The 19494-nt window shown below is 60.4% G+C and carries 15 protein-coding genes and 1 riboswitch; of the genes, 10 read left to right on the top strand and 5 right to left on the bottom strand.

The window, feature by feature from the left end; all coding sequences use genetic code 11:
* Window positions 1-35: 35 nt before the first annotated feature.
* Window positions 36-1082, bottom strand: a complete 1047-nt coding sequence (locus tag E5180_RS10760) for a rod shape-determining protein (protein ID WP_093731432.1) — start codon at window positions 1080-1082, stop codon at window positions 36-38.
* Between the two features lie 173 nt (window positions 1083-1255).
* Between E5180_RS10760 and E5180_RS10755 the strand changes: the two genes are divergently transcribed.
* Window positions 1256-1840: a VOC family protein gene (locus E5180_RS10755; RefSeq protein WP_138924373.1), complete on the top strand. Its 585-nt coding sequence runs from the start codon at window positions 1256-1258 to the stop codon at window positions 1838-1840.
* A 160-nt stretch (window positions 1841-2000) separates the two neighbouring features.
* Window positions 2001-2864 (top strand): porin, encoded by an 864-nt coding sequence (locus E5180_RS10750; RefSeq protein WP_138924372.1) that lies wholly within the window; start codon window positions 2001-2003, stop codon window positions 2862-2864.
* 85 nt (window positions 2865-2949) lie between these two features.
* On the opposite strand, the gene E5180_RS10745 is transcribed toward E5180_RS10750, so the two are convergent.
* Window positions 2950-4518, bottom strand: a complete 1569-nt coding sequence (locus tag E5180_RS10745; RefSeq protein ID WP_138924371.1) for a 2-isopropylmalate synthase — start codon at window positions 4516-4518, stop codon at window positions 2950-2952.
* 265 nt (window positions 4519-4783) lie between these two features.
* Here E5180_RS10745 and E5180_RS10740 point away from each other — a divergent pair, with 265 nt between their 5' ends.
* Together E5180_RS10740 and E5180_RS10735 are read left to right on the top strand one after the other, a co-directional pair.
* Window positions 4784-5449 (top strand): SDR family NAD(P)-dependent oxidoreductase, encoded by a 666-nt coding sequence (locus E5180_RS10740; RefSeq protein WP_138924370.1) that lies wholly within the window; start codon window positions 4784-4786, stop codon window positions 5447-5449.
* Window positions 5443-6972 carry a cryptochrome/photolyase family protein gene (locus tag E5180_RS10735; RefSeq protein WP_138925192.1) on the top strand — a complete coding sequence of 510 codons (1530 nt, stop codon included), beginning with the start codon at window positions 5443-5445 and terminating at the stop codon, window positions 6970-6972. Before E5180_RS10740 ends, E5180_RS10735 begins: the two co-directional genes overlap by 7 nt.
* Here E5180_RS10735 and E5180_RS10730 read toward each other — a convergent pair.
* Window positions 6969-8474: a 2-isopropylmalate synthase gene (locus E5180_RS10730; protein WP_138924369.1), complete on the bottom strand. Its 1506-nt coding sequence runs from the start codon at window positions 8472-8474 to the stop codon at window positions 6969-6971. The two genes, E5180_RS10735 and E5180_RS10730, sit on opposite strands and share 4 nt — an antisense overlap.
* 173 nt (window positions 8475-8647) lie before the next feature.
* Here E5180_RS10730 and E5180_RS10725 point away from each other — a divergent pair, with 173 nt between their 5' ends.
* From E5180_RS10725 to E5180_RS10715, 3 genes are all read left to right on the top strand, one after another.
* Window positions 8648-10306 carry an NAD+ synthase gene (locus tag E5180_RS10725; protein ID WP_138924368.1) on the top strand — a complete coding sequence of 553 codons (1659 nt, stop codon included), beginning with the start codon at window positions 8648-8650 and terminating at the stop codon, window positions 10304-10306.
* A gap of 77 nt (window positions 10307-10383) precedes the next feature.
* Complete coding sequence (gltX, locus tag E5180_RS10720) at window positions 10384-11709, top strand: glutamate--tRNA ligase (protein WP_138924367.1); 1326 nt, start codon at window positions 10384-10386, stop codon at window positions 11707-11709.
* A gap of 96 nt (window positions 11710-11805) precedes the next feature.
* Window positions 11806-13203 (top strand): MATE family efflux transporter, encoded by a 1398-nt coding sequence (locus E5180_RS10715; protein WP_138924366.1) that lies wholly within the window; start codon window positions 11806-11808, stop codon window positions 13201-13203.
* Here the strand turns inward: E5180_RS10715 and E5180_RS10710 are convergent.
* Window positions 13183-13737, bottom strand: coding sequence for a gamma-glutamylcyclotransferase family protein (locus tag E5180_RS10710; protein WP_138924365.1), 555 nt, complete (start codon window positions 13735-13737; stop codon window positions 13183-13185). The genes E5180_RS10715 and E5180_RS10710 overlap by 21 nt on opposite strands.
* Before the next feature lie 152 nt (window positions 13738-13889).
* Window positions 13890-13976, top strand: a riboswitch (glycine riboswitch).
* 154 nt (window positions 13977-14130) lie between these two features.
* On the opposite strand from E5180_RS10710, the gene gcvT reads away from it, so the two are divergent.
* The 3 genes from gcvT to gcvP all read left to right on the top strand — a co-directional run bounded on the left by gcvT (window position 14131) and on the right by gcvP (window position 18543).
* A complete protein-coding gene (gene gcvT / locus E5180_RS10705; RefSeq protein WP_138924364.1) occupies window positions 14131-15255 on the top strand; it encodes a glycine cleavage system aminomethyltransferase GcvT in 1125 nt (374 codons plus the stop codon).
* A 19-nt stretch (window positions 15256-15274) separates the two neighbouring features.
* Window positions 15275-15634: a glycine cleavage system protein GcvH gene (gcvH, locus tag E5180_RS10700; protein ID WP_093731422.1), complete on the top strand. Its 360-nt coding sequence runs from the start codon at window positions 15275-15277 to the stop codon at window positions 15632-15634.
* A gap of 65 nt (window positions 15635-15699) precedes the next feature.
* Window positions 15700-18543 carry an aminomethyl-transferring glycine dehydrogenase gene (gene gcvP, locus E5180_RS10695; RefSeq protein WP_138924363.1) on the top strand — a complete coding sequence of 948 codons (2844 nt, stop codon included), beginning with the start codon at window positions 15700-15702 and terminating at the stop codon, window positions 18541-18543.
* Window positions 18544-18611: 68 nt separating this feature from the next.
* Here the strand turns inward: gcvP and E5180_RS10690 are convergent, their stop codons facing one another.
* Window positions 18612-19487, bottom strand: a complete 876-nt coding sequence (locus tag E5180_RS10690; protein ID WP_138924362.1) for an inositol monophosphatase family protein — start codon at window positions 19485-19487, stop codon at window positions 18612-18614.
* Window positions 19488-19494 lie beyond the last annotated feature (7 nt).

The following is a 19494-nucleotide window of genomic DNA, read 5'->3' as shown; positions in this document are numbered from 1 at the left end:
GGCCGCGCCGTCCTGCCGCATCCCGGGCTGTTGGGTTAGCTGTCGTAGTCGATGGCGTGGCGCAGCTGTTTTTCGTACTCCAACGCCTTGCCGGTGCCCAAAGCCACGCAGTTCAACGGCTCGTCCGCCACAGAAATGGCCAACCCCGTCTGTTCGCGCAGCGCCAGATCCAGATCTCCCAGCAGCGCACCGCCGCCGGTCAGCATGACGCCGCGGTCTACGATATCGGCCGCCAGATCGGGCGGAGTGGTCTCAAGCGCGGTCATCACGGCCTCGCAAATTTGCTGCACCGGCTCGGCCAGCGCTTCGGCGATCTGGGCTTGGGTCACTTCGATCTCTTTGGGTACGCCGTTCAGCAGGTCGCGTCCGCGGATATGCATCGAGGTGCCACGTCCGTCGTCAGGCATCCGCGCCGTCCCGATAGAGGTTTTCACCCGCTCGGCAGTTGTCTCGCCGATCAACAGGTTATGCTGGCGGCGCAGGTAGTTGATGATCCCTTCGTCCATGCGATCCCCACCGACACGTACAGAGCGTGCGTAAACGATGTCGCCCAGCGACAGCACCGCAACCTCTGTTGTACCGCCACCGATATCGACGACCATGTTACCGGTCGGATCAGTGATCGGCATACCCGCACCAATCGCGGCGGCAATCGGTTCGGCAATCAGACCGGCGCGGCGTGCACCTGCAGACAGCACCGACTGGCGGATCGCACGTTTCTCGACCGGCGTCGCGCCATGTGGCACGCAGACGATGATTTTGGGCTTAGAAAAGGTCGACCGTTTATGCACCTTGCGAATGAAGTGTTTTATCATCTCTTCGGCGGTGTCGAAATCGGCAATCACGCCTTCGCGCATGGGGCGGATCGCTTCGATGCTGCCGGGGGTCCGGCCCAGCATCAGCTTTGCGTCTTCACCCACCGCAAGTACCTTTTTGACGCCGTCCTTGACGTGATAGGCCACGACCGACGGCTCCGACAAAACGATGCCCTTGCCTTTGACGTAAACCAGCGTGTTCGCGGTCCCGAGGTCGATGGCCATATCGGACGAGAACATACCACGGAATTGATCAAAAAAGGACATGAGCAGTGGACCTTGCAAAAATTCATTTTGGCCCGTCGACTCTGACAAGTCCCGGGCTCATCGGCTTATAGGCTGATGACGTCAAAGACGAAAGGGGGGTTGACCTTTGGGGTGGCATGATGCCGCCGCTGCGCTATGGTTTCCGTCAGGGCAGATATACGGGGATGCGAGAAATGCAGAAGATTCAGGTTATTGGTGTGCATCATATCACTTTGATGGGCGCGGATCGTCAGACCAGTATTGATTTCTGGGAGGGGTTGCTGGGCATGCCGTTTATCTTCGATCAGCCAAATCTGGACGATCCCGACGAAGGGCATCTGTACTTTGATCCCGGCGATGGCCGTTTGATCACCATCTTTACCAATGAAAACCGCAAACCCGTGCACAACCGCACGCCGACCGATGCAGGCTGCGTGCACCACGTCGCGTTCGAGGTCGACCGCGCCATGTTCGACCAGGTTCTGGATCGGCTCAAGGAACGCGGGATCGGCAATTCCGGCGTCAAGGATCGCGGGTTCATGCATTCGATCTATTTCAAAGATCCGCTTGGATTCCTGATCGAATTGGCCTGCTATACCTTTATTCCGCCGCGCGGGTCATCCCATGCCGAGGTCATGCTCGAAGCGCATAAACTGCGCGTTGCACGTGGCGATCACCACATCGAACGCCAGCATCTGGCCGATGCCACCGTGATGATCGTAGAGCGCTCGCAGAGGTCCCTGTCGGAGGATCGCGGCGCAAAGAACCCCTATCGCTAAAGGCCGTCCGGCACCGATGCAGTCGGGTCAAATGCAGGCGGGTCAAAAATACCACATTCAAACGCATCATGACGGTGATTTCTCTTGGTGGTTGCAGGCGGATTCCGCCGCGCCTAAGAGCTGCCACACGAGCAATCATAAATTGTGCGAAGGAACCAGCATGATCCGTAATCTTTTTATCGCCTCCGTCTTGAGCGTGTCGGCAACCGCCGCTGCAGCCGAACTGACCTACGGCGCAGCATTCGCGAAGCTTCACGACTTTGACGTTGACGGCGCAGGCACGATCGACGTGAAATCCTTGGGCGGTGGCATCGAATACCGCTACGACAACTTCATCTTCTCGGGCGAATTGTCGAACATCGACATCGAAGGCGTCGACATTGAACTGGGCACCGTGGGCGTTGAATACGCGCTGGCCAACGGGTTCAACATCGGTCTGGACTACTCGCGTTTCGACCTTGCGGGGATGGATGCCGATGTGACCAGCCTCTTCGGGATGTATCAGTCCGGCGCACACACTTTTGGTGCCGCGATCGGTGATTCCTCTGATCTGGACGACATGACCTTCAGCATTTTCGCCGCTTGGGATGTAACACCCACAGGCACCGTCGGTCTGGACCTCGTTCACATCGAAGACGAAACGCTGTACGCCGCCTACGCCGACTATGACGTTGCGCAATACAACGTGCAGGCCGATCTGGTGAAACTGGACGATCTGAGCATCGTAGCCGTTGCTGGCGGCTATGAATTCGCCAACGGTTTCTCGGCCATCGGTTCTGTCGGGTTCCTTGATCTGGGCTCCGAAGATGTACGTGCGATCACCATCGGTGGTCAGTATGAATTCACCCCCGGTGCGAACGTAGAGCTGGCCCTGGGCCGCTTGGACTTCGACAACGGCGCAGACGTCGATCAAGTGACATTCGGCGTGAACTACGAACTGGGCCGCCGCACATCCAAGCGTCGTTCGTTGGGCAACATCTTCTCGAGCGCGACAGGTTCCTTTGCAGGTCTGACAGATTTCTAATCTGCGCTAACAAGACGACAGACAAAGAAATGGCCCCCGAAATCGGGGGCCTTTTTTGCATCTTCGGGGCCGTGGTGCCGATGGTTCAGCCCACGTCCTTATAGCTGATCTCGCGCTTGTCCGTGCCGCCTCTTTCGCGGCGCACCAGCAGGCGGTTCAGCGCGTGGATATAGGCGCGGACCGATGCGACAACCGTATCGGTATCCGCTGACTGCCCTGTGACGATCCGGCCGTCTTCCTCGAGGCGTACAGAAACCGTCGCCTGCGCGTCGGTGCCTTCGGTCACGGCGTGTACCTGATACAGCTGCAAGCGCGCCGAATGCTCGACCAGCGCCTTGATACAGTTGAACGACGCATCCACAGGACCATCGCCAGTCTGCGACGTTTTTGCTTCGGTGCCATCAACGCTCAAGGACATCTCGGCCTTTTGCGGACCTTCGGTGCCGCAGACCACAGTCATGCTGACTAGCACAATACGGTCGCTTTCAGGGTCGGTCGCGGTGCGCATCAAGGCGATAAGATCGTCGTCGTAGATCTCTTTCTTGCGGTCGGCCAGTTCCTTGAAGCGGACAAAGACGTCCTTCAACTGGTTGTCGCCCAATTCATAGCCGAGGTTTTCAAGCTTTGAACGCAACGCTGCACGGCCAGAGTGTTTGCCCATCACGATGTTGGTTTCGGTCAGGCCCACGTCTTCGGGGCGCATGATCTCGAATGTTTCGGCGTTTTTCAGCATGCCATCTTGGTGAATGCCGCTTTCGTGGGCAAAGGCGTTCTTGCCGACGATGGCCTTGTTGAACTGCACGGCAAAGCCAGACACCGCAGCCACGCGGCGCGAGATGTTCATGAGCTTGGTGCTGTCGATCTTGGTCTGGAACGGCATGATGTCGTTGCGGACCTTCATGGCCATTACGACCTCTTCCAGTGCGGTGTTGCCCGCACGTTCGCCCAAGCCGTTGATCGTGCATTCGATCTGGCGTGCGCCCGCTTCGACGGCGGCAAGGCTGTTGGCGGTCGCCATGCCCAAGTCGTTATGGCAGTGCGTGGCAAAGATGATTTCGTCCGCGCCGGGCACGTTCTCCAACAGTTTGCGGATCAGATCGGCGCTTTCGCGTGGTGCGGTATAGCCCACGGTATCGGGGATGTTGATCGTGGTGGCCCCTGCCTTGATCGCGATTTCCACGGTGCGGTAAAGGTAATCCAGCTCTGTCCGCGTGGCATCCATCGGGGACCATTGCACGTTGTCACACAGGTTGCGCGCGTGGGTAACCGTTTCGTGGATGCGGTCCGCCATTTCGTCCATCGTGAGGTTCGGAATGGCGCGGTGCAGCGGCGAGGTACCGATAAACGTGTGAATGCGGGGCTGTGCGGCATGTTTGATCGCCTCAAAGCACCGGTCAATGTCGCCGAGCTGGGCGCGGGCCAAGCCGCAGATGACCGAATTCTTGGACAGTTTCGCGATTTCGCTGACGGCGGCGAAATCCCCTTCGGAAGCAATGGGGAAACCGGCTTCGATCACATCAACGCCCATCTCGTCCAGCAGGCTCGCGATCTCTATCTTTTCGGCGTGGGTCATGGTCGCGCCGGGGGATTGCTCGCCATCCCGCAATGTCGTGTCAAAAATCAAGACGCGGTCTTGTTGTGTAGTATCTGTCATCTTTTGGGTTCTTTCATTCTGCTGTCTAAATCCGTGGCGCGCGGCACATCCCTCTGAGCGGGCGCGCCGGATGGCACGCTCAGAGGCGGATTAGGAGCAGTAGGTTGGCACGCAGGAAAGTCGCGCAGCGGCGCGGCAGGATCGACATATGATCGGCGTGTGTCATGGCGACAAGTTATACCCGCGCATTCGCAAATGGGAAGGGTTTTTCTGCGCCCTTTTTCCCGCGCTTGAAGGGGGGCTGTTTTCCGCTACGTTTCCCTGCATGAAACAGGTTTTGATTATAGGGGCCTCGGGCGGTGTCGGTGCCGCCTTGGCCGCCGCCTACGCGGCGCGCGGCGATGCGGTCACGCGGCTGTCACGGTCGGTGGATGGGTTCGACATCACCGACGAGACAAGCGTGGATCGCCATATCACCGCTGTGGGCGGGCCGTTCGACGTGGTGCTGGTCGCCACCGGCGCGCTTGAGATAAACGGCGCTGCACCCGAAAAGTCGATCAAATCCATCAGCCGCGACGCGATGATGGATCAGTTCGCGCTGAACGCCGTCGGCCCCGCGCTGGTGTTGCGCCATGCGGGCGACCTGCTGCGGCGCGACAAGGCGTGCGTGTTTGCCGTGCTCTCGGCACGGGTGGGGTCGATCGGGGACAACCGGATCGGCGGCTGGATCAGCTATCGCAGCGCCAAGGCGGCGCTTAACCAGATCGTGCACACGTCCGCGATTGAACTGGCGCGCAGCCACAGGCACAGCATCTGCGTCGCGCTGCATCCCGGCACGGTCAAGACCGGTTTCACCGCGAAATACCTTGCCCGTCATCCGGCTGTGGAGCCATCAGAGGCGGCGGGGAATTTGCTGGGTGTGGTGGACAGTTTGACGCCGAAAGACACAGGCCAGTTCTTTGATTGGTCCGGAAAGCCGGTGCCGTGGTAGGGCGCTTGGTGCTGGTCTTGGGCGACCAGTTGACCCAAACGCTTAGCGCGTTGGCACAGGCGGATAAAACGCGTGACACCGTCGTCATGGCTGAAGTCGCGGACGAGGCGGCCTATGTCAGGCATCACCCTAAAAAGATCGCTCTGATCTTTGCCGCGATGCGCAAATTTGCCCAAGCCCTAGAGGCGGACGGCTGGACCGTCGCCTATACGCAGCTGGACGACACGGAAAACGCGGGCTCTATCGTGGGGGAATTGCTGCGCCGCACCGCGCAGACCGGTGCCAGCGATGTGCTGGCGACAGAGCCGGGGGAATGGCGTTTGATCGACAATTTGAAAGACGCCCCGCTGAAGGTGCAGATCCTGCCCGACGACCGCTTTCTCGCATCGCATGCCGAATTCGAGGCGTGGGCCGAGGGGCGCAAGGCGCTGCGGATGGAGTATTTCTACCGTGAAATGCGCCGCAAGACTGGCCTGCTGATGGACGGAGACCAACCCGCTGGCGGCAAGTGGAACTTTGATCACGACAACCGCAAGGCCGCGCCCGATGACGTGACCGTCGATGGCCCCCTGCGGTTTGAACCGGATGCCACCACCCGCGAGGTGCTTGATCTGGTGCAGGCGCGTTTCGGCGATAACTTCGGGGATCTGGAGCCGTTCTGGTTCGCCACCACCCGCGCAGAGGCCTTGCAGGCGCTGGACCATTTCATCGCCAACGCCCTGCCACGGTTCGGCGATTATCAGGATGCGATGCTGAACGATAACGCATTTCTCTACCATGCGATCCTGTCGCCTTACCTCAACATCGGCCTGTTAAACGTGACCGAGATTTGCGAGGCCGCCGCCGACGCCTATGCCGCAGGCGATGCGCCGATCAACGCGGTCGAAGGGTTCATCCGGCAGATCATTGGCTGGCGCGAATATGTGCGCGGCATCTATTTCCTCGAGGGGCCTGACTATACCAGTCGCAATGTCCTAGGGCATGACCGCGCCCTGCCGTGGTTCTACTGGGGTGGCGAAACACGGATGAACTGTGTGGCCAAGGTGGTAGGGCAGACCCAGACGCAAGCCTATGCGCATCATATCCAGCGGCTGATGGTGACAGGCAACTTTGCCCTGCTGGCGGGGATTGATCCGGCGCAGGTGCATGAATGGTATCTGGCCGTCTACGCCGACGCGTTCGAATGGGTGGAGGCCCCGAACACAATCGGCATGAGCCAGTTTGCCGACGGCGGTGTCATCGCGTCCAAGCCCTATGTCTCGTCGGGGGCTTACATTAACCGCATGTCGGACCACTGCAAAAGCTGCCATTATTCGGTCAGTGCGAAAACGGGCGACAAAGCCTGCCCGTTCAATCTGTTGTACTGGCACTTTCTGGACCGGCATCGCGACCGGTTCTCGAACAATCCACGTATGGGCAATATGTACCGCACATGGGACCGGATGGACGCCGACAAACGCAAGACGGTTCTGGCCGAAGGCGATGCCCTGCTCGCCCGTCTGGACGCGGGCGAGGTGGTCTAGCCGTCGTTGCTGTCTGCGTCGGTCGTGCTGTCCGCAGGAGCCTCTGCTGGTATTTCAGCCGTTCCCTTGGGCGTGGTATCGGTGTCGGCATCACTCGCGGGGGCCGCGCCCGTTTCCTGCAATGCACCGTTCACCCACTGGCCAGTGACTTCCTCGCCCGTCTTATAGCGCATGGTGCCTTGGCCCTGACGTTTGCCGCCCTCGAACGACCCTTCGTAGATATCACCGTTGGGGTAGGTCGCGGTGCCGGCGCCGTCGATCTCTCCGCCGGACCACTGGCCGTCATAGGTGAACCCGTCGGGCATGGTGATCTTGCCGGTGCCATCGCGCAACCCGTCGGCAAAGCTGCCGGTATAGACTGTGCCATCGGGATAGGTCGCCGTGCCCATTCCGTTGCGCTGGCCGTCTTTCCAGCTGCCATCGTATTTATAGCCGTCGGCATAGGTCATCACGCCCTGACCATCATTGCGGGCATTTTTGAACCCGCCCTCATAGACGATGCCGTTGGGATAGGTCGCTCGGCCTTCGCCTTCGATGACGCCAACGACCCATGATCCTTCATAGGTTGATCCGTCGGGATAGGTGATCTTGCCCTGACCGTCTGCCAGATCATCGCGAAAACTGCCTTCGTAGACTGAACCGTCGGGGTAGGTTACCTTGCCCATCCCCTCGATCTTTCCCGCAACCCAAGAGCCTGTGTAGACATAGCCATCGGTGCCGGTGAATGTGCCTTGTCCCTCGCGGCGGTCTTCCGCAAAGCTGCCCTCGTAGATGTCGCCCGTGGCGTAGGTCACTTTGCCGGTGCCTTGGCGCTGGCCGGCGACCAGATCGCCTTCGTAGATGTCGCCATTGGGCTGGGTCAGCGTGCCGGTGCCGTCGATCTGCCCGTCTTTCCACTGGCCGGTATAGGTCAGCCCGTCGGGCATGGTCAGCGTGCCGGTGCCATTGCGGTCGCCATCGACGATTTCACCATCATAAAGCGCGCCATCGGGGTAGGTGATCTTGCCCACGCCCTGCTTGACGCCGTCCACCCAGTCGCCCTGATACTCATAGCCGCCGGGGGATTGCATAACGCCTTTGCCGTGGTGATTGGCATTGCGGAACGACCCTTCGTAGCGCACGCCATTGGCATATTGCGCGATGCCCTGACCGGTGATCGCGCCGGCTTCCCATTCGCCCTCGTAAGTGCCGCCATCGGCAAAGGTGATCTTGCCGAATCCGTCCGGCTTGCCCTTTTCAAAGTTGCCCTCGTAGACCGATCCGTTGGGAAAACGCGCGACGCCTTTTCCTTTGATCTCTCCGTCGACCCAATTGCCTTCGTATTCATAGCCGTTGGGCAGCGTGTAGGTGCCTGTCCCGTGCTGAACGCCGTCTTTAAACGTCCCCTCATAGACGCCACCATCGTCGTATTGCTTGCTTTGCACTTCGCCATCTTGCGCAAGTGCGGTGAAGGGCAGCAGCCCAAGGCAAAGGATCAGCGGGGTCAGGTTCAATTTCGTCATACAGCAACTTTCAAAAGAGAGTGCGGCCAAGAGCGGCGGGCGAGTTTGTTAACGCTTAGCCTATTCAATGGCCTGCGAGGGGGCAATCGTCTTTTGCCCGGCGGTGCGCCTTGGTCTTTTACTTGGCGCGTGATCTGCTACATCACTTGCGTAGATTATCGAAGGATCGCCTCATGACATCGCGTTTTCGCATCACGCTTGGCCAGTTGAACCCCACCGTCGGGGATTTGGCCGGAAACGCAGACCTCGCGCGGGATGCCTGGGCCCAAGGCAAAGAGGCCGGTGCCGATCTGGTGGCTCTGCCAGAGATGTTCCTTGCCGGATACAATGCCCAAGACCTTGTGATGAAGCAGGCTTTCCAGCTGGATGTCATGACCCACCTCGAAGCGCTGGCCGCTGATTGTGCCGACGGGCCCGCGCTGGCCATTGGCGCACCTTGGGTCGAAGGGGCCAAGCTTTATAACGCTTATGTGATCCTCAAGGGCGGCAAGATCGCCAGCCGCGTGTTCAAACACAACCTGCCAAACGAGACTGTCTTTGACGAGGTGCGTATTTTCGACAGCGCGCCTTTGGGTGGGCCGTACGCCGTCGGCGATACCCGCATCGGAAGCCCGATCTGCGAAGACGCATGGCACCCCGATGTGGCCGAAACACTCGCCGAAACCGGGGCGGAGTTCTTGCTGGTGCCCAACGGATCGCCCTATTATCGCGGCAAGTTCGAGACGCGGTTGAACCATATGGTTGCCCGTGTGGTCGAAACTGAACTGCCGCTAATTTACCTCAATATGGTGGGTGGTCAGGATGATCAGGTCTTTGACGGGGCGAGCTTTGCGCTGAACCCCGGGGGCAAGCTGGCGTTTCAAATGCCGGCGTTTGACGCGCAGATAACACATGTCGATCTGGAACAAACCGTCGAAGGCTGGCGCGTGGTCGAGGGCGAGAAGGTGCCGATGCCATCGGAGCTTGAACAGGACTACCGCGTGATGGTGCAGGGCTTGCGCGACTACATGGGCAAGACTGGCTTTAAGAAAGTGTTGCTGGGCCTGTCGGGCGGCATTGATTCGGCGATTGTGGCGACGATCGCTGTGGATGCGCTTGGCGCTGACAATGTGCGCTGTGTGATGCTGCCGTCCGAATACACGTCCCAAGCCTCGTTGGATGATGCTGAATCCGTCGCCAAGGCGCTTGGCTGCCGCTATGACTATGTGCCAATTGCGCAGGGGCGCGCGGCGATCACCGACACACTGGCCCCGCTGTTTGACGGCACCGAACCCGACCTGACCGAGGAAAACATCCAGTCGCGCCTGCGCGGGCTGTTGTTGATGGCGGTCAGTAACAAGTTCGGCGAGATGCTGTTGACCACAGGCAACAAGTCAGAGGTCGCGGTGGGCTATGCCACGATCTATGGCGACATGGCGGGGGGCTATAACCCCATCAAGGATATGTACAAAACCCGCGTCTTTGACAGCTGCCGCTGGCGCAATGAAAACCATCGCGATTGGATGATGGGCCCCGCAGGGGAGGTGATCGCGCCGCGTATCATCGACAAGCCGCCGACAGCCGAACTGCGCGAAGACCAGAAAGACAGCGACAGCCTGCCAGATTATCCCGATCTGGATGCGATGCTGACGATCCTTGTCGACGACGATGGGTCCATCGCCGATTGCGTGGCGGCGGGGTTTGACCGCGATGTTGCCAAACAGGTCGAGCACCTGCTTTATATCAGTGAATACAAGCGGTTTCAGTCCGCCCCCGGTCCCCGTTTGACCAAAGGCGCGTTCTGGTTGGACCGCCGCTATCCCATCGTGAACCGCTGGCGCGACCCCAGTTGATCGCGCGCGCGCTGCTGCACGTTATCTAGACAATGACGCCGCGCTGTGACAAGCCAGCGGCCAATCAGGAGAACCCAATGACCATCACCCGCTTCGCCCCGTCCCCGACCGGTTATATCCACGTAGGCAACCTGCGCACGGCGCTGATGAACTATCTGATCGCCCGCAAAAGCGGTGGCGAGTTCATCCTGCGGATCGACGACACCGATCCGGTGCGCAGCAAGGAAGAATACGTCGACGGTCTGAAAGAAGACCTGACGTGGCTGGGCCTGCATTGGGATCGCGTTGAACGCCAGTCCGAGCGGTTGGAGAAATACCACGCCGCCGCGGACGAGCTGCGCAAGATCGGGCGCTTCTATGAAGCGTGGGAAACGCCGACCGAACTGGATCTCAAGCGCAAGAAACAGCTGAACATGGGCAAGCCGCCGGTCTATGACCGCGCTGCGCTGAACCTGTCGGATGCGGAAAAAGCCAAGCTGCGCGATGAACGCGGCCCGGGCGTGTGGCGCTTTAAGCTGGATCAGGAACGGATCGAATGGAAGGACGGCATCCTTGGCGACATCTCGATTGATGCGGCGTCGGTTTCGGACCCCGTTTTGATCCGCGGTGACGGCCAGATTTTGTACACACTGGCGTCAGTCGTGGATGATACAGAGATGGGCGTGACCAATGTTGTGCGCGGGTCCGACCACGTGACCAACACGGCGACACAAATCCAGATCATGCACGCACTTGGCGGCACCGTACCCTCCTTTGCGCACCATTCGCTGTTGACCGGTCCGCAAGGCGAGGCGCTGTCGAAACGTCTGGGCGTGCTGGCGCTGCGCGATCTGCGCGAACGCGGCGTGCATCCGTTTGCCTTGCTGTCCATCATGTCGCGTCTGGGGTCGTCTGATCCGGTCGAGCTGCGCACCGACATGGAGGCCTTGATCGATGGCTTTGACATCGAACGCTTTGGGTCTGCGCCGACCAAGTTCGACGTCGAAGACCTGTTCCCGATGACGGGCCGCTATTTGCAGACCCTCCCGCTCGAGGCTGTCTCTGATGAGATCGCAGCCCTTGGTGTGCCAGACGACAAGGTTGCACTATTCTGGCAGGTCACCCGCGAAAACGTCACGACACTTCGCGATCTTGAGGGATGGTGGCAGATGTTTAGCGTGGGCGCGGAGCCGGTGATCGCGGACGAAGACAAAGAGTTCGTCGCCGAGGCTTTGGCCTTGTTGCCCGAGGGCGAATTTGACGAAAGCACATGGAGCACATGGACTGCCGCAGTGAAAGAGCAGACAGGCCGCAAGGGCAAAGGGCTGTTCATGCCGCTGCGTCTGGCGCTGACGGGCAAGCCCCACGGGCCGGATATGGCCGCCGTGCTGCCGTTGTTGCAAGTCGTGAAGGCACGCGGGTGAAACGGGTCGGGTTCGCGGGCGCAAGTTCGGGAGCCTTCGGCGAGAGTTTATCTGGCAAAATGAAGCCGCTGTCGGCTGACATAAGGCGCGTCCATCATGGTTGATGGGCGCGCCAAATTTTTATCGGGCAACCTGTTCGGCCATGTGGCCAACATGTCTTTGCTGGCCTCTGTCGGGCTGGTGGCCGTGTTCCTTGTCGATTTCGTCGACATGATTTTCATTTCTATGCTGGGCAAGGCCGAGCTGGCGGCGGCCATCGGCTATGCCGGGGCGATCTTGTTTTTCACCACGTCTTTCGGGATTGGTCTGGGGATTGCGGCCGGTGCTTTGGTCGCGCGGGCCTTGGGGCAGGATGATGCGCAGCTTGCGCGAGAACGTACGACCCATGCGCTGTGCTATGGGGCGTTTTTCGGCGTGATCTTTGCGCTGTGTGTGTTTCTATCGCTGGATGTTCTGGTCGGATTGGTCGGCGCGCGCGGTGAGACGGCGACACTGGCGGTGCATTTCTTGCAGATTGTTGTGCCGTCCGTCCCGTTCCTCATGGTTGGGATGATGGGCAGCGCCATCCTGCGGGCGCATGGGGATGCACGCCGCGCGATGATGGCAACGATCGCGGGGGGTATTGTGAATGCCATTCTTGACCCCATCCTGATCTTTACCTTCGACCTGGGTCTGACCGGTGCCGCCTGGGCGTCTTTTGTCGCGCGGGTGGTGATTGCCTATACCGCGTTGATGCCGATCGTACGCCATTATGGCGGGATCGCGATGCCGCGTCCTTCGGGGCTGTGGCGCGATCTGTTGCCGGTGTTGGCCATTGCGGTGCCTGCCATCCTGACGCAGGTCGCAACGCCTGTAGGGCAGGCATATGTCACCCGCGCCATGGCGGCCTATGGCGAAGACGCGGTGGCGGGCATGGCGATTGTCAGCCGGATGATGCCTGTGGCCTTTGCCGTGATCTTTGCCCTGTCTGGTGCGGTGGGGCCGATCATCGGGCAGAATTTTGGCGCGGGCGATCTGGGTCGGGTCAAACGGACCTATGCCGCGGGGGTCAGCTTTGCCGCATTGGTGATCGTGGCGATTTCCGCCGCGCTTTTTGCGTTCCGCGCACCGCTGGCGGCGATGTTTGACGCCGAAGGCATTACGTTGACGCTGATCTATCTGTTCTGCGGCCCGCTTTCGCTGGCGTTCTTTTTCAACGGCGTGTTGTTCGTGTCGAATGCAGCGTTCAACAATATGGGCCACCCCTATTATTCGACGGTCACCAACTGGGGTCGCAACACGCTGGGGATGATCCCCTTGGTCTGGGCCGGCAGCCTGCTGTTCGGCGCGCCCGGCGTGCTCATTGGGCAGGCGGCGGCGGGGGTGGTCTTTGGGACGCTGGCGTGGCTTCTGGCGCGTCGGATGATCGCGCAAGGGGGGCAGCGCAAACGCGCCAAGCCCGAGGTCTTTGCCCGCGACGGGCGGTTGATGTCGCTACTGCACCTGCGCCGATAGGCGGGTCAGATTGTCGTCCACCAGCGCGGTTTCTTGCGCGGTAAGCGCTTGTGCACGCGGGTATTTCGGCGCGGCGCGGTCATTCAGGATCGGCGTGTCCCAGCCCCGCGTCGTGTCAAAGAACCGCTGCACGCCGTCGACCCCGTATTCGCGCAGGAACCCTTGGACCACGACATCAATATAGCTGAGCAAAATGGTGTGGTCGCCGGATGTCACATGGGTGTCCGTCGGCACTGAATAATGCGCCATGTCGGGGGCGGGAATGATGTCGTGTACGACAGCCCCGTTCGACCCGATGCGGTTGTAGTTGGTTTCGCGGGTATCCAGCGCCACCCAGTCCGCACCAGGCACCGCCGCGATCAACCCGTCGATGACGGTGTCTTTTTCAGGCAGCACGCTGAGAAAGACGTGCGATGCCCCTGCGATGCGAACCCAAAGCCGGTGCCACCCGTGCAACTGCGCCGGACGGGCGTCGGGGTAGGCGTGGGTACTGCGGTTTACGAGGCTGCCATAGCCGAAAAAATATGGTGTCATGCGCGTGTTTTGGCGCCGTGCGGCGCTGATGTCCACATCTTGCGCCTGCAGGTCGCGGTGGGCTGCTCAATATCGCGGCACGGGATGAAAGTTTTAGCGCTGCGCTGTCAACTTTGCTTGACGCAGCGCCGCGATCCGGCATAGCACTTGCCCACACCGTTACGGGAGAACCGGCGCAAGCCGGTGCCGAAGGAGCAACCGCCCCGGAAACTCTCAGGCGCAAGGACCGCAACGGGACCTAACAACTCTGGAGAGTGACGCAACAGCGTCCGCCGAAGGGATAACGATCTCAGGCGAAAGGACAGAGGGGGCATTTGACGGGCTGCATTCCTGCGGTCTGCTGGGTGCCAGTATGGTCAATGGCCTTCTGGATATGGAAAAGGCCGCGTGACCATGAGCGATTTGCAACAGACACCGCTATACGATCTTCATCTGGAACTGGGTGGCAAGATGGTGCCCTTTGCGGGCTATTCCATGCCTGTGCAGTATCCGATGGGCGTGATGAAAGAACATCTGCATACCCGTGCCGCTGCGGGCGTATTCGACGTCAGCCACATGGGGCAGGTGATGGTGACCGGCCCGTCGTGGGAGGCCGCAGCACTGGCGTTTGAAACGCTGGTGCCGATGAACGTGCTGGGGCTGGAAGACGGGCGTCAACGCTATGGGTTTTTCACCAATGACGCGGGCGGGATCGAGGATGATCTGATGTTTGCGCGTCGTGGCGATGACCTGTTTGTTGTCGTGAATGCGGCCTGCAAGGAGTCCGACATCGCGCGGATGAAAGCGGCGCTTGAGCCTGAGCTCACCGTTACACCGATCACCGACCGTGCCTTGATTGCTGTGCAGGGGCCGACCGCAGGCGCGGCCATCGCCACGCTTGATCCGGCCGCAGACGCGATGCGGTTCATGGATTTTGCGACGTTGACGCTGGACGGCGTAGAGGTCTGGGCATCGCGGTCGGGCTACACCGGCGAGGATGGGTTCGAACTGTCTGTACCAGAAGCGCAGGCCGAAGCATTGGTCCGCCGTTTGCTGGAGATCGAGGGCGTCGCGCCGATTGGTCTGGGCGCGCGGGATTCGCTGCGGCTCGAGGCGGGGTTGTGTCTGTACGGCAATGACATCGATGCGGGCACAAACCCGGTGGAGGCAAGCCTGACATGGGCGATCCAGAAGGCCCGCCGCGCTGGTGGTGACCGTGCGGGGGGCTACCCCGGTGCCGACGCTGTGCAGGCCGCGTTCGAAACTGGCACGGCGCGCAAGCGTGTCGGTCTGGCCCCCGAAGGCCGTGCCCCCATGCGCGACGGCACACCGCTTTTTGATGCCGCGACAGGTGGCACGCAGGTGGGCGAAGTGACGTCGGGCAGTTTCGGGCCGACGGTAGGCGGGCCTGTCGCAATGGGCTATGTCAGTGAGGCGCAGGCGGGTATTGATACGATGCTGTGGGGCGAAGTCCGCGGCAAGCGTCTGCCAGTGACCGTTGCCAAGCTGCCCTTTGTTGCGGCGAATTTTAAAAGATAATCTAGTGAAGGATGGAAGTATGAAGTTTACCGAAGAACACGAGTGGCTGCGGGTTGAAGGCGACGAAATCGTCGTTGGCATCACCATTCACGCGGCCGAACAGCTGGGCGACGTGGTGTTTGTCGAGCTGCCCGATGAAGGCACGACTGTCAGCAAGGACGACGAAGTTGTCGTGATCGAATCCGTCAAGGCGGCGTCCGATATTCTGGCACCGATTGATGGCGAGATCATCGAGGTCAACAGCACGCTGTCCGACAACCCCGCCCTGGTGAATGACGACCCGCAGGGCGAGGCGTGGTTCTTTAAGATGAAGGCGTCCGACCCGAGCCAGATGGACGAGTTCATGGACGAAGCCGCCTATCAAAAGTTCATCGGGTAAAGCCCGCTGCCCCGCCGGAGCCTCCGGCGGGGATTTTATACCATTTGGAAGAGGGGCCTTGCGCCATGGTTTTCAAACCGACCGAATATTTGCCGTATGATTTTGCCAACCGCAGACATATCGGGCCTTCTCCGGCAGAGATGTCGGACATGTTGAAAACTGTCGGCGCGCAGAGCCTTGGCGCGTTGATCGATGACACGATGCCCGCTCAAATTCGCCAGAAAGAGCCGCTGGATTTTGGCAAGCCGATGTCAGAGCGCGAAGTGTTAGAATACATGCGCGTGGTGGCGGGCAAGAACAAGGTGCTGACCTCGCTGATCGGGCAGGGCTATCACGGCACGGTGACGCCGCCTGCGATCCAGCGCAACATTTTTGAAAACCCCGCATGGTACACCGCCTACACGCCCTACCAGCCCGAGATCAGTCAGGGCCGGCTTGAAGCGCTGTTGAACTTCCAGACTATGATCAGCGATCTAACCGGCCTCGAGGTCGCCAACGCGTCTCTGCTGGACGAAGCGACGGCCTGTGCCGAAGCGATGACGATGGCGATGCGCCTGTCGAAATCGAAGGCCAAGGCGTTCTTTGTCGACCGCGATTGCCACCCCCAGAACATCGCCGTGATCCAGACCCGCGCGGCCCCGCTGGATATCGAAGTGATCATCGGCGATCCGGACAAAATGGACGCGAGCGCTGTTTTCGGTGCCCTGTTCCAGTATCCCGGCACCTACGGCCATGTGCGCGACTTTACCGACCATATGACTGCGCTGCATGACGCTGGTGCTTTGGGTGTCGTATCCGCTGATCCGATGGCGTTGACGCTGCTGAAAGAACCCGGTGCCATGGGCGCGGATATCGCTGTCGGGTCCACCCAGCGGTTTGGCGTGCCCGAAGGATATGGCGGCCCGCACGCTGCCTATATGGCCTGCAAGGACGCCTATAAGCGCGCCATGCCCGGCCGCATTGTTGGCGTGTCGATTGATGCCCACGGCAACCGTGCCTACCGTTTGTCACTGCAGACGCGTGAACAGCACATCCGCCGCGAAAAGGCGACGTCGAACGTTTGTACCGCGCAAGCGCTGCTGGCGGTGATGGCGTCGATGTATGCGGTTTTCCATGGGCCAGACGGTCTAAAGGCGATTGCACAGCGTATTCACCGCAAGGCTGTACGCTTGGCCAACGGGCTGGAAGAAGCCGGTTTCAAGGTCGATCCGAAATCCTTTTTTGATACGGTGACGGTTGATGTCGGCCCCTTGCAGGCCGCTGTGATGAAATCTGCCGTGGACGAGGGCATCAACCTGCGCCGCGTCGGTGAGACCCGCGTTGGCATCAGCCTCGACGAGCGCAGCGTGCCTGCCACGATCGAAGCCGTCTGGCGTGCCTTTGGTATTCGCCGCACAGATGAGAAGTTCGAGGCGCAATATCGCTTCCCCGACGACATGCTGCGCGAAAGCGCATATCTGACCCACCCGATCTTCCACATGAACCGCGCCGAGACCGAAATGATGCGCTATATGCGTCGTTTGGCCGATCGTGATCTGGCCTTGGACCGTGCGATGATTCCGCTGGGGTCGTGCACGATGAAGCTGAATTCGGCTGCGGAAATGATGCCCGTCAGCTGGCGCGAGTTCTCGATGATCCACCCGTTTGTGCCGCAAGATCAGGCGCTTGGGTATAAGCATATGATCGACGACCTGTCCTCCAAGCTGTGTGACATCACCGGCTATGACGCGATTTCCATGCAGCCCAACTCGGGTGCGCAGGGTGAATATGCGGGTCTGCTGGCGATTGCGTCCTATCACCGTGCCAACGGGCAAGGGCATCGCAACATCTGCCTGATCCCCATGTCGGCCCACGGCACCAACCCCGCCAGCGCAAATATGGTTGGCTGGAAGGTTGTTGTGATCAAAACCGCCCCCAACGGCGATATCGATCTGGACGACTTCCGCGCCAAGGCGGAAAAGCACAGCGAAAACCTTGCTGGCTGCATGATCACCTATCCCTCGACCCACGGCGTGTTCGAGGAAACCGTGACCGAGGTGACCAAAATCACCCACGATCACGGCGGTCAGGTCTATATCGACGGGGCGAATATGAACGCCATGGTCGGTTTGGCGCGTCCGGGCGATGTGGGCGGCGATGTCAGCCACCTCAACCTGCACAAAACATTCTGCATTCCGCATGGCGGCGGTGGCCCCGGCATGGGTCCGATTGGTGTGAAATCGCACCTCATCGCGCATGTTCCGGGCCATCCGAACGGTGGTGAAGGCGCTGTTTCGGCTGCACCCTACGGGTCGCCGTCGCTTCTGCCGATCTCGTGGTCGTATTGTTTGATGATGGGCGGCGACGGGCTGACGCAAGCCACACGCGTCGCGATCCTGAACGCCAACTACATCGCCAAGCGGCTCGAAGGGGCGTTCGAGGTGCTGTACAAAGGGCCGACGGGCCGTGTCGCGCATGAATGTATTTTCGATGTGCGCCCGTTCGAGGAAAGCGCAGGCGTGACGGTGGATGACATCGCCAAACGTCTGATTGACGCGGGCTTCCACGCGCCCACGATGAGCTTCCCTGTCGCTGGCACCTTGATGGTGGAACCGACCGAGTCAGAGACCAAGGCCGAGCTGGACCGTTTCTGCGACGCGATGCTGGCGATCCGCGAAGAAATCCGCGCGATCGAAAACGGAGACATGCCGCGTGAAAACAACGCGCTGAAGAATGCGCCGCACACGGTCGAAGATCTGGTCGGCGAATGGGATCGCCCCTACACCCGCGAACAGGGTTGCTTCCCCCCCGGTGCGTTCCGCGTCGACAAATACTGGCCTCCGGTCAACCGCGTCGACAACGTGCATGGCGACCGCAACCTGATCTGCACCTGCCCGCCGATGGAGGAGTACGCAGAGGCGGCTGAGTAAGTTTCAAGAGATATGAGTGACAAAACGAGCGCGGGGGAAACCTCGCGCCCGTTTTGCGTGGGGCGGCCTTAGCTGTCGGCGAGAAAGGCAAAGACCTTGCGCAGGCGGTTCCATGTGGTCTTGTCTGGTGCCACCAGAATATGCCCCGTCCGCAGGGTCGCGTCATAGGGGCCGCCCGACAGCATCTCGACGTGGGCACCGGCTTGGGCGCAGATCAAGGCGCCGGCGGCATGGTCCCAAGGGTGCAGTGTGCCGCTTAGGATGAAATCGGCATGGCCTTGGGCGACGGTGCGGTATTCGTGGGCCGAACAGCGCAGGGAGTTCACCTTGGCAAAGCTCGGCAGGGTGGCGGCAACCTTGACCCGAAGCTCCTTGGTAAAGTTTCCCAGCGGGACAAATCCGCTGAGCTCTTCGATCTGCTTGCCCATGCCAACGCGCAGCGGACGCGAAAGCCCAAGGGCGCGTTCAAAGCGCGGGGTGCTGGTATCATCGGCAATCACCCAGTCATCGTTCACCGGATCATAGATCACGCCAAAGGCCGGTTTACCGAAGCGTGTCACCGCAAGGATCATGCCGAAGGTCGATAGCCCGTGGGTGAAGTTCGATGTGCCGTCGATGGGATCAAGGATAAAGGCCAGAGGGGCTTCGGCGATCTTGTCGAGTAATCCGGGGTTCGCCGATACCGCTTCTTCGCCGATGATCAGCGCGTCGGGATAGGCCGTGGCAAGGGCGCGGGTGATCATCGCTTCGGCAGCAAGATCGGCAGCGGTGACCAGATCATGCGGGCCGGATTTGGTGTCAATGTCAGCCGGTGCCAGATTGCGGAAACGCGGCAAAACCTCGGCCCGCGCAGCACGGCGCAGGACATTTATCACATGGGTTTGCTGGGCTGCCGTCAGCACCGGCGGCAGGGGGGCGGGCAGCGTCTGGGTCGTCTGCGTCATTGTCGTT

It is taken from the genome of Sulfitobacter sp. BSw21498 (genome assembly GCF_006064855.1).
GTDB lineage: Bacteria > Pseudomonadota > Alphaproteobacteria > Rhodobacterales > Rhodobacteraceae > Sulfitobacter.
Note: the sequence above shows the minus strand (reverse complement) of the source record. Positions and strands in the feature narration are given on the sequence as shown.

Bases quoted from the DNA above. Each gene is read 5' to 3' on its own strand.
- E5180_RS10710 (WP_138924365.1), bottom strand. From the start codon at position 13,737: ATGACACCATATTTTTTCGGCTATGGCAGCCTCGTAAACCGCAGTACC.
- gltX (WP_138924367.1), top strand. From the start codon at position 10,384: ATGACCATCACCCGCTTCGCCCCGTCCCCGACCGGTTATATCCACGTA.
- E5180_RS10690 (WP_138924362.1), bottom strand. From the start codon at position 19,487: ATGACGCAGACGACCCAGACGCTGCCCGCCCCCCTGCCGCCGGTGCTG.
- gcvH (WP_093731422.1), top strand. From the start codon at position 15,275: ATGAAGTTTACCGAAGAACACGAGTGGCTGCGGGTTGAAGGCGACGAA.
- E5180_RS10755 (WP_138924373.1), top strand. From the start codon at position 1,256: ATGCAGAAGATTCAGGTTATTGGTGTGCATCATATCACTTTGATGGGC.
- E5180_RS10750 (WP_138924372.1), top strand. From the start codon at position 2,001: ATGATCCGTAATCTTTTTATCGCCTCCGTCTTGAGCGTGTCGGCAACC.
- gcvP (WP_138924363.1), top strand. From the start codon at position 15,700: ATGGTTTTCAAACCGACCGAATATTTGCCGTATGATTTTGCCAACCGC.
- gcvT (WP_138924364.1), top strand. From the start codon at position 14,131: ATGAGCGATTTGCAACAGACACCGCTATACGATCTTCATCTGGAACTG.
- E5180_RS10715 (WP_138924366.1), top strand. From the start codon at position 11,806: ATGGTTGATGGGCGCGCCAAATTTTTATCGGGCAACCTGTTCGGCCAT.
- E5180_RS10745 (WP_138924371.1), bottom strand. From the start codon at position 4,518: ATGACAGATACTACACAACAAGACCGCGTCTTGATTTTTGACACGACA.
- E5180_RS10725 (WP_138924368.1), top strand. From the start codon at position 8,648: ATGACATCGCGTTTTCGCATCACGCTTGGCCAGTTGAACCCCACCGTC.
- E5180_RS10740 (WP_138924370.1), top strand. From the start codon at position 4,784: ATGAAACAGGTTTTGATTATAGGGGCCTCGGGCGGTGTCGGTGCCGCC.
- E5180_RS10760 (WP_093731432.1), bottom strand. From the start codon at position 1,082: ATGTCCTTTTTTGATCAATTCCGTGGTATGTTCTCGTCCGATATGGCC.
- E5180_RS10730 (WP_138924369.1), bottom strand. From the start codon at position 8,474: ATGACGAAATTGAACCTGACCCCGCTGATCCTTTGCCTTGGGCTGCTG.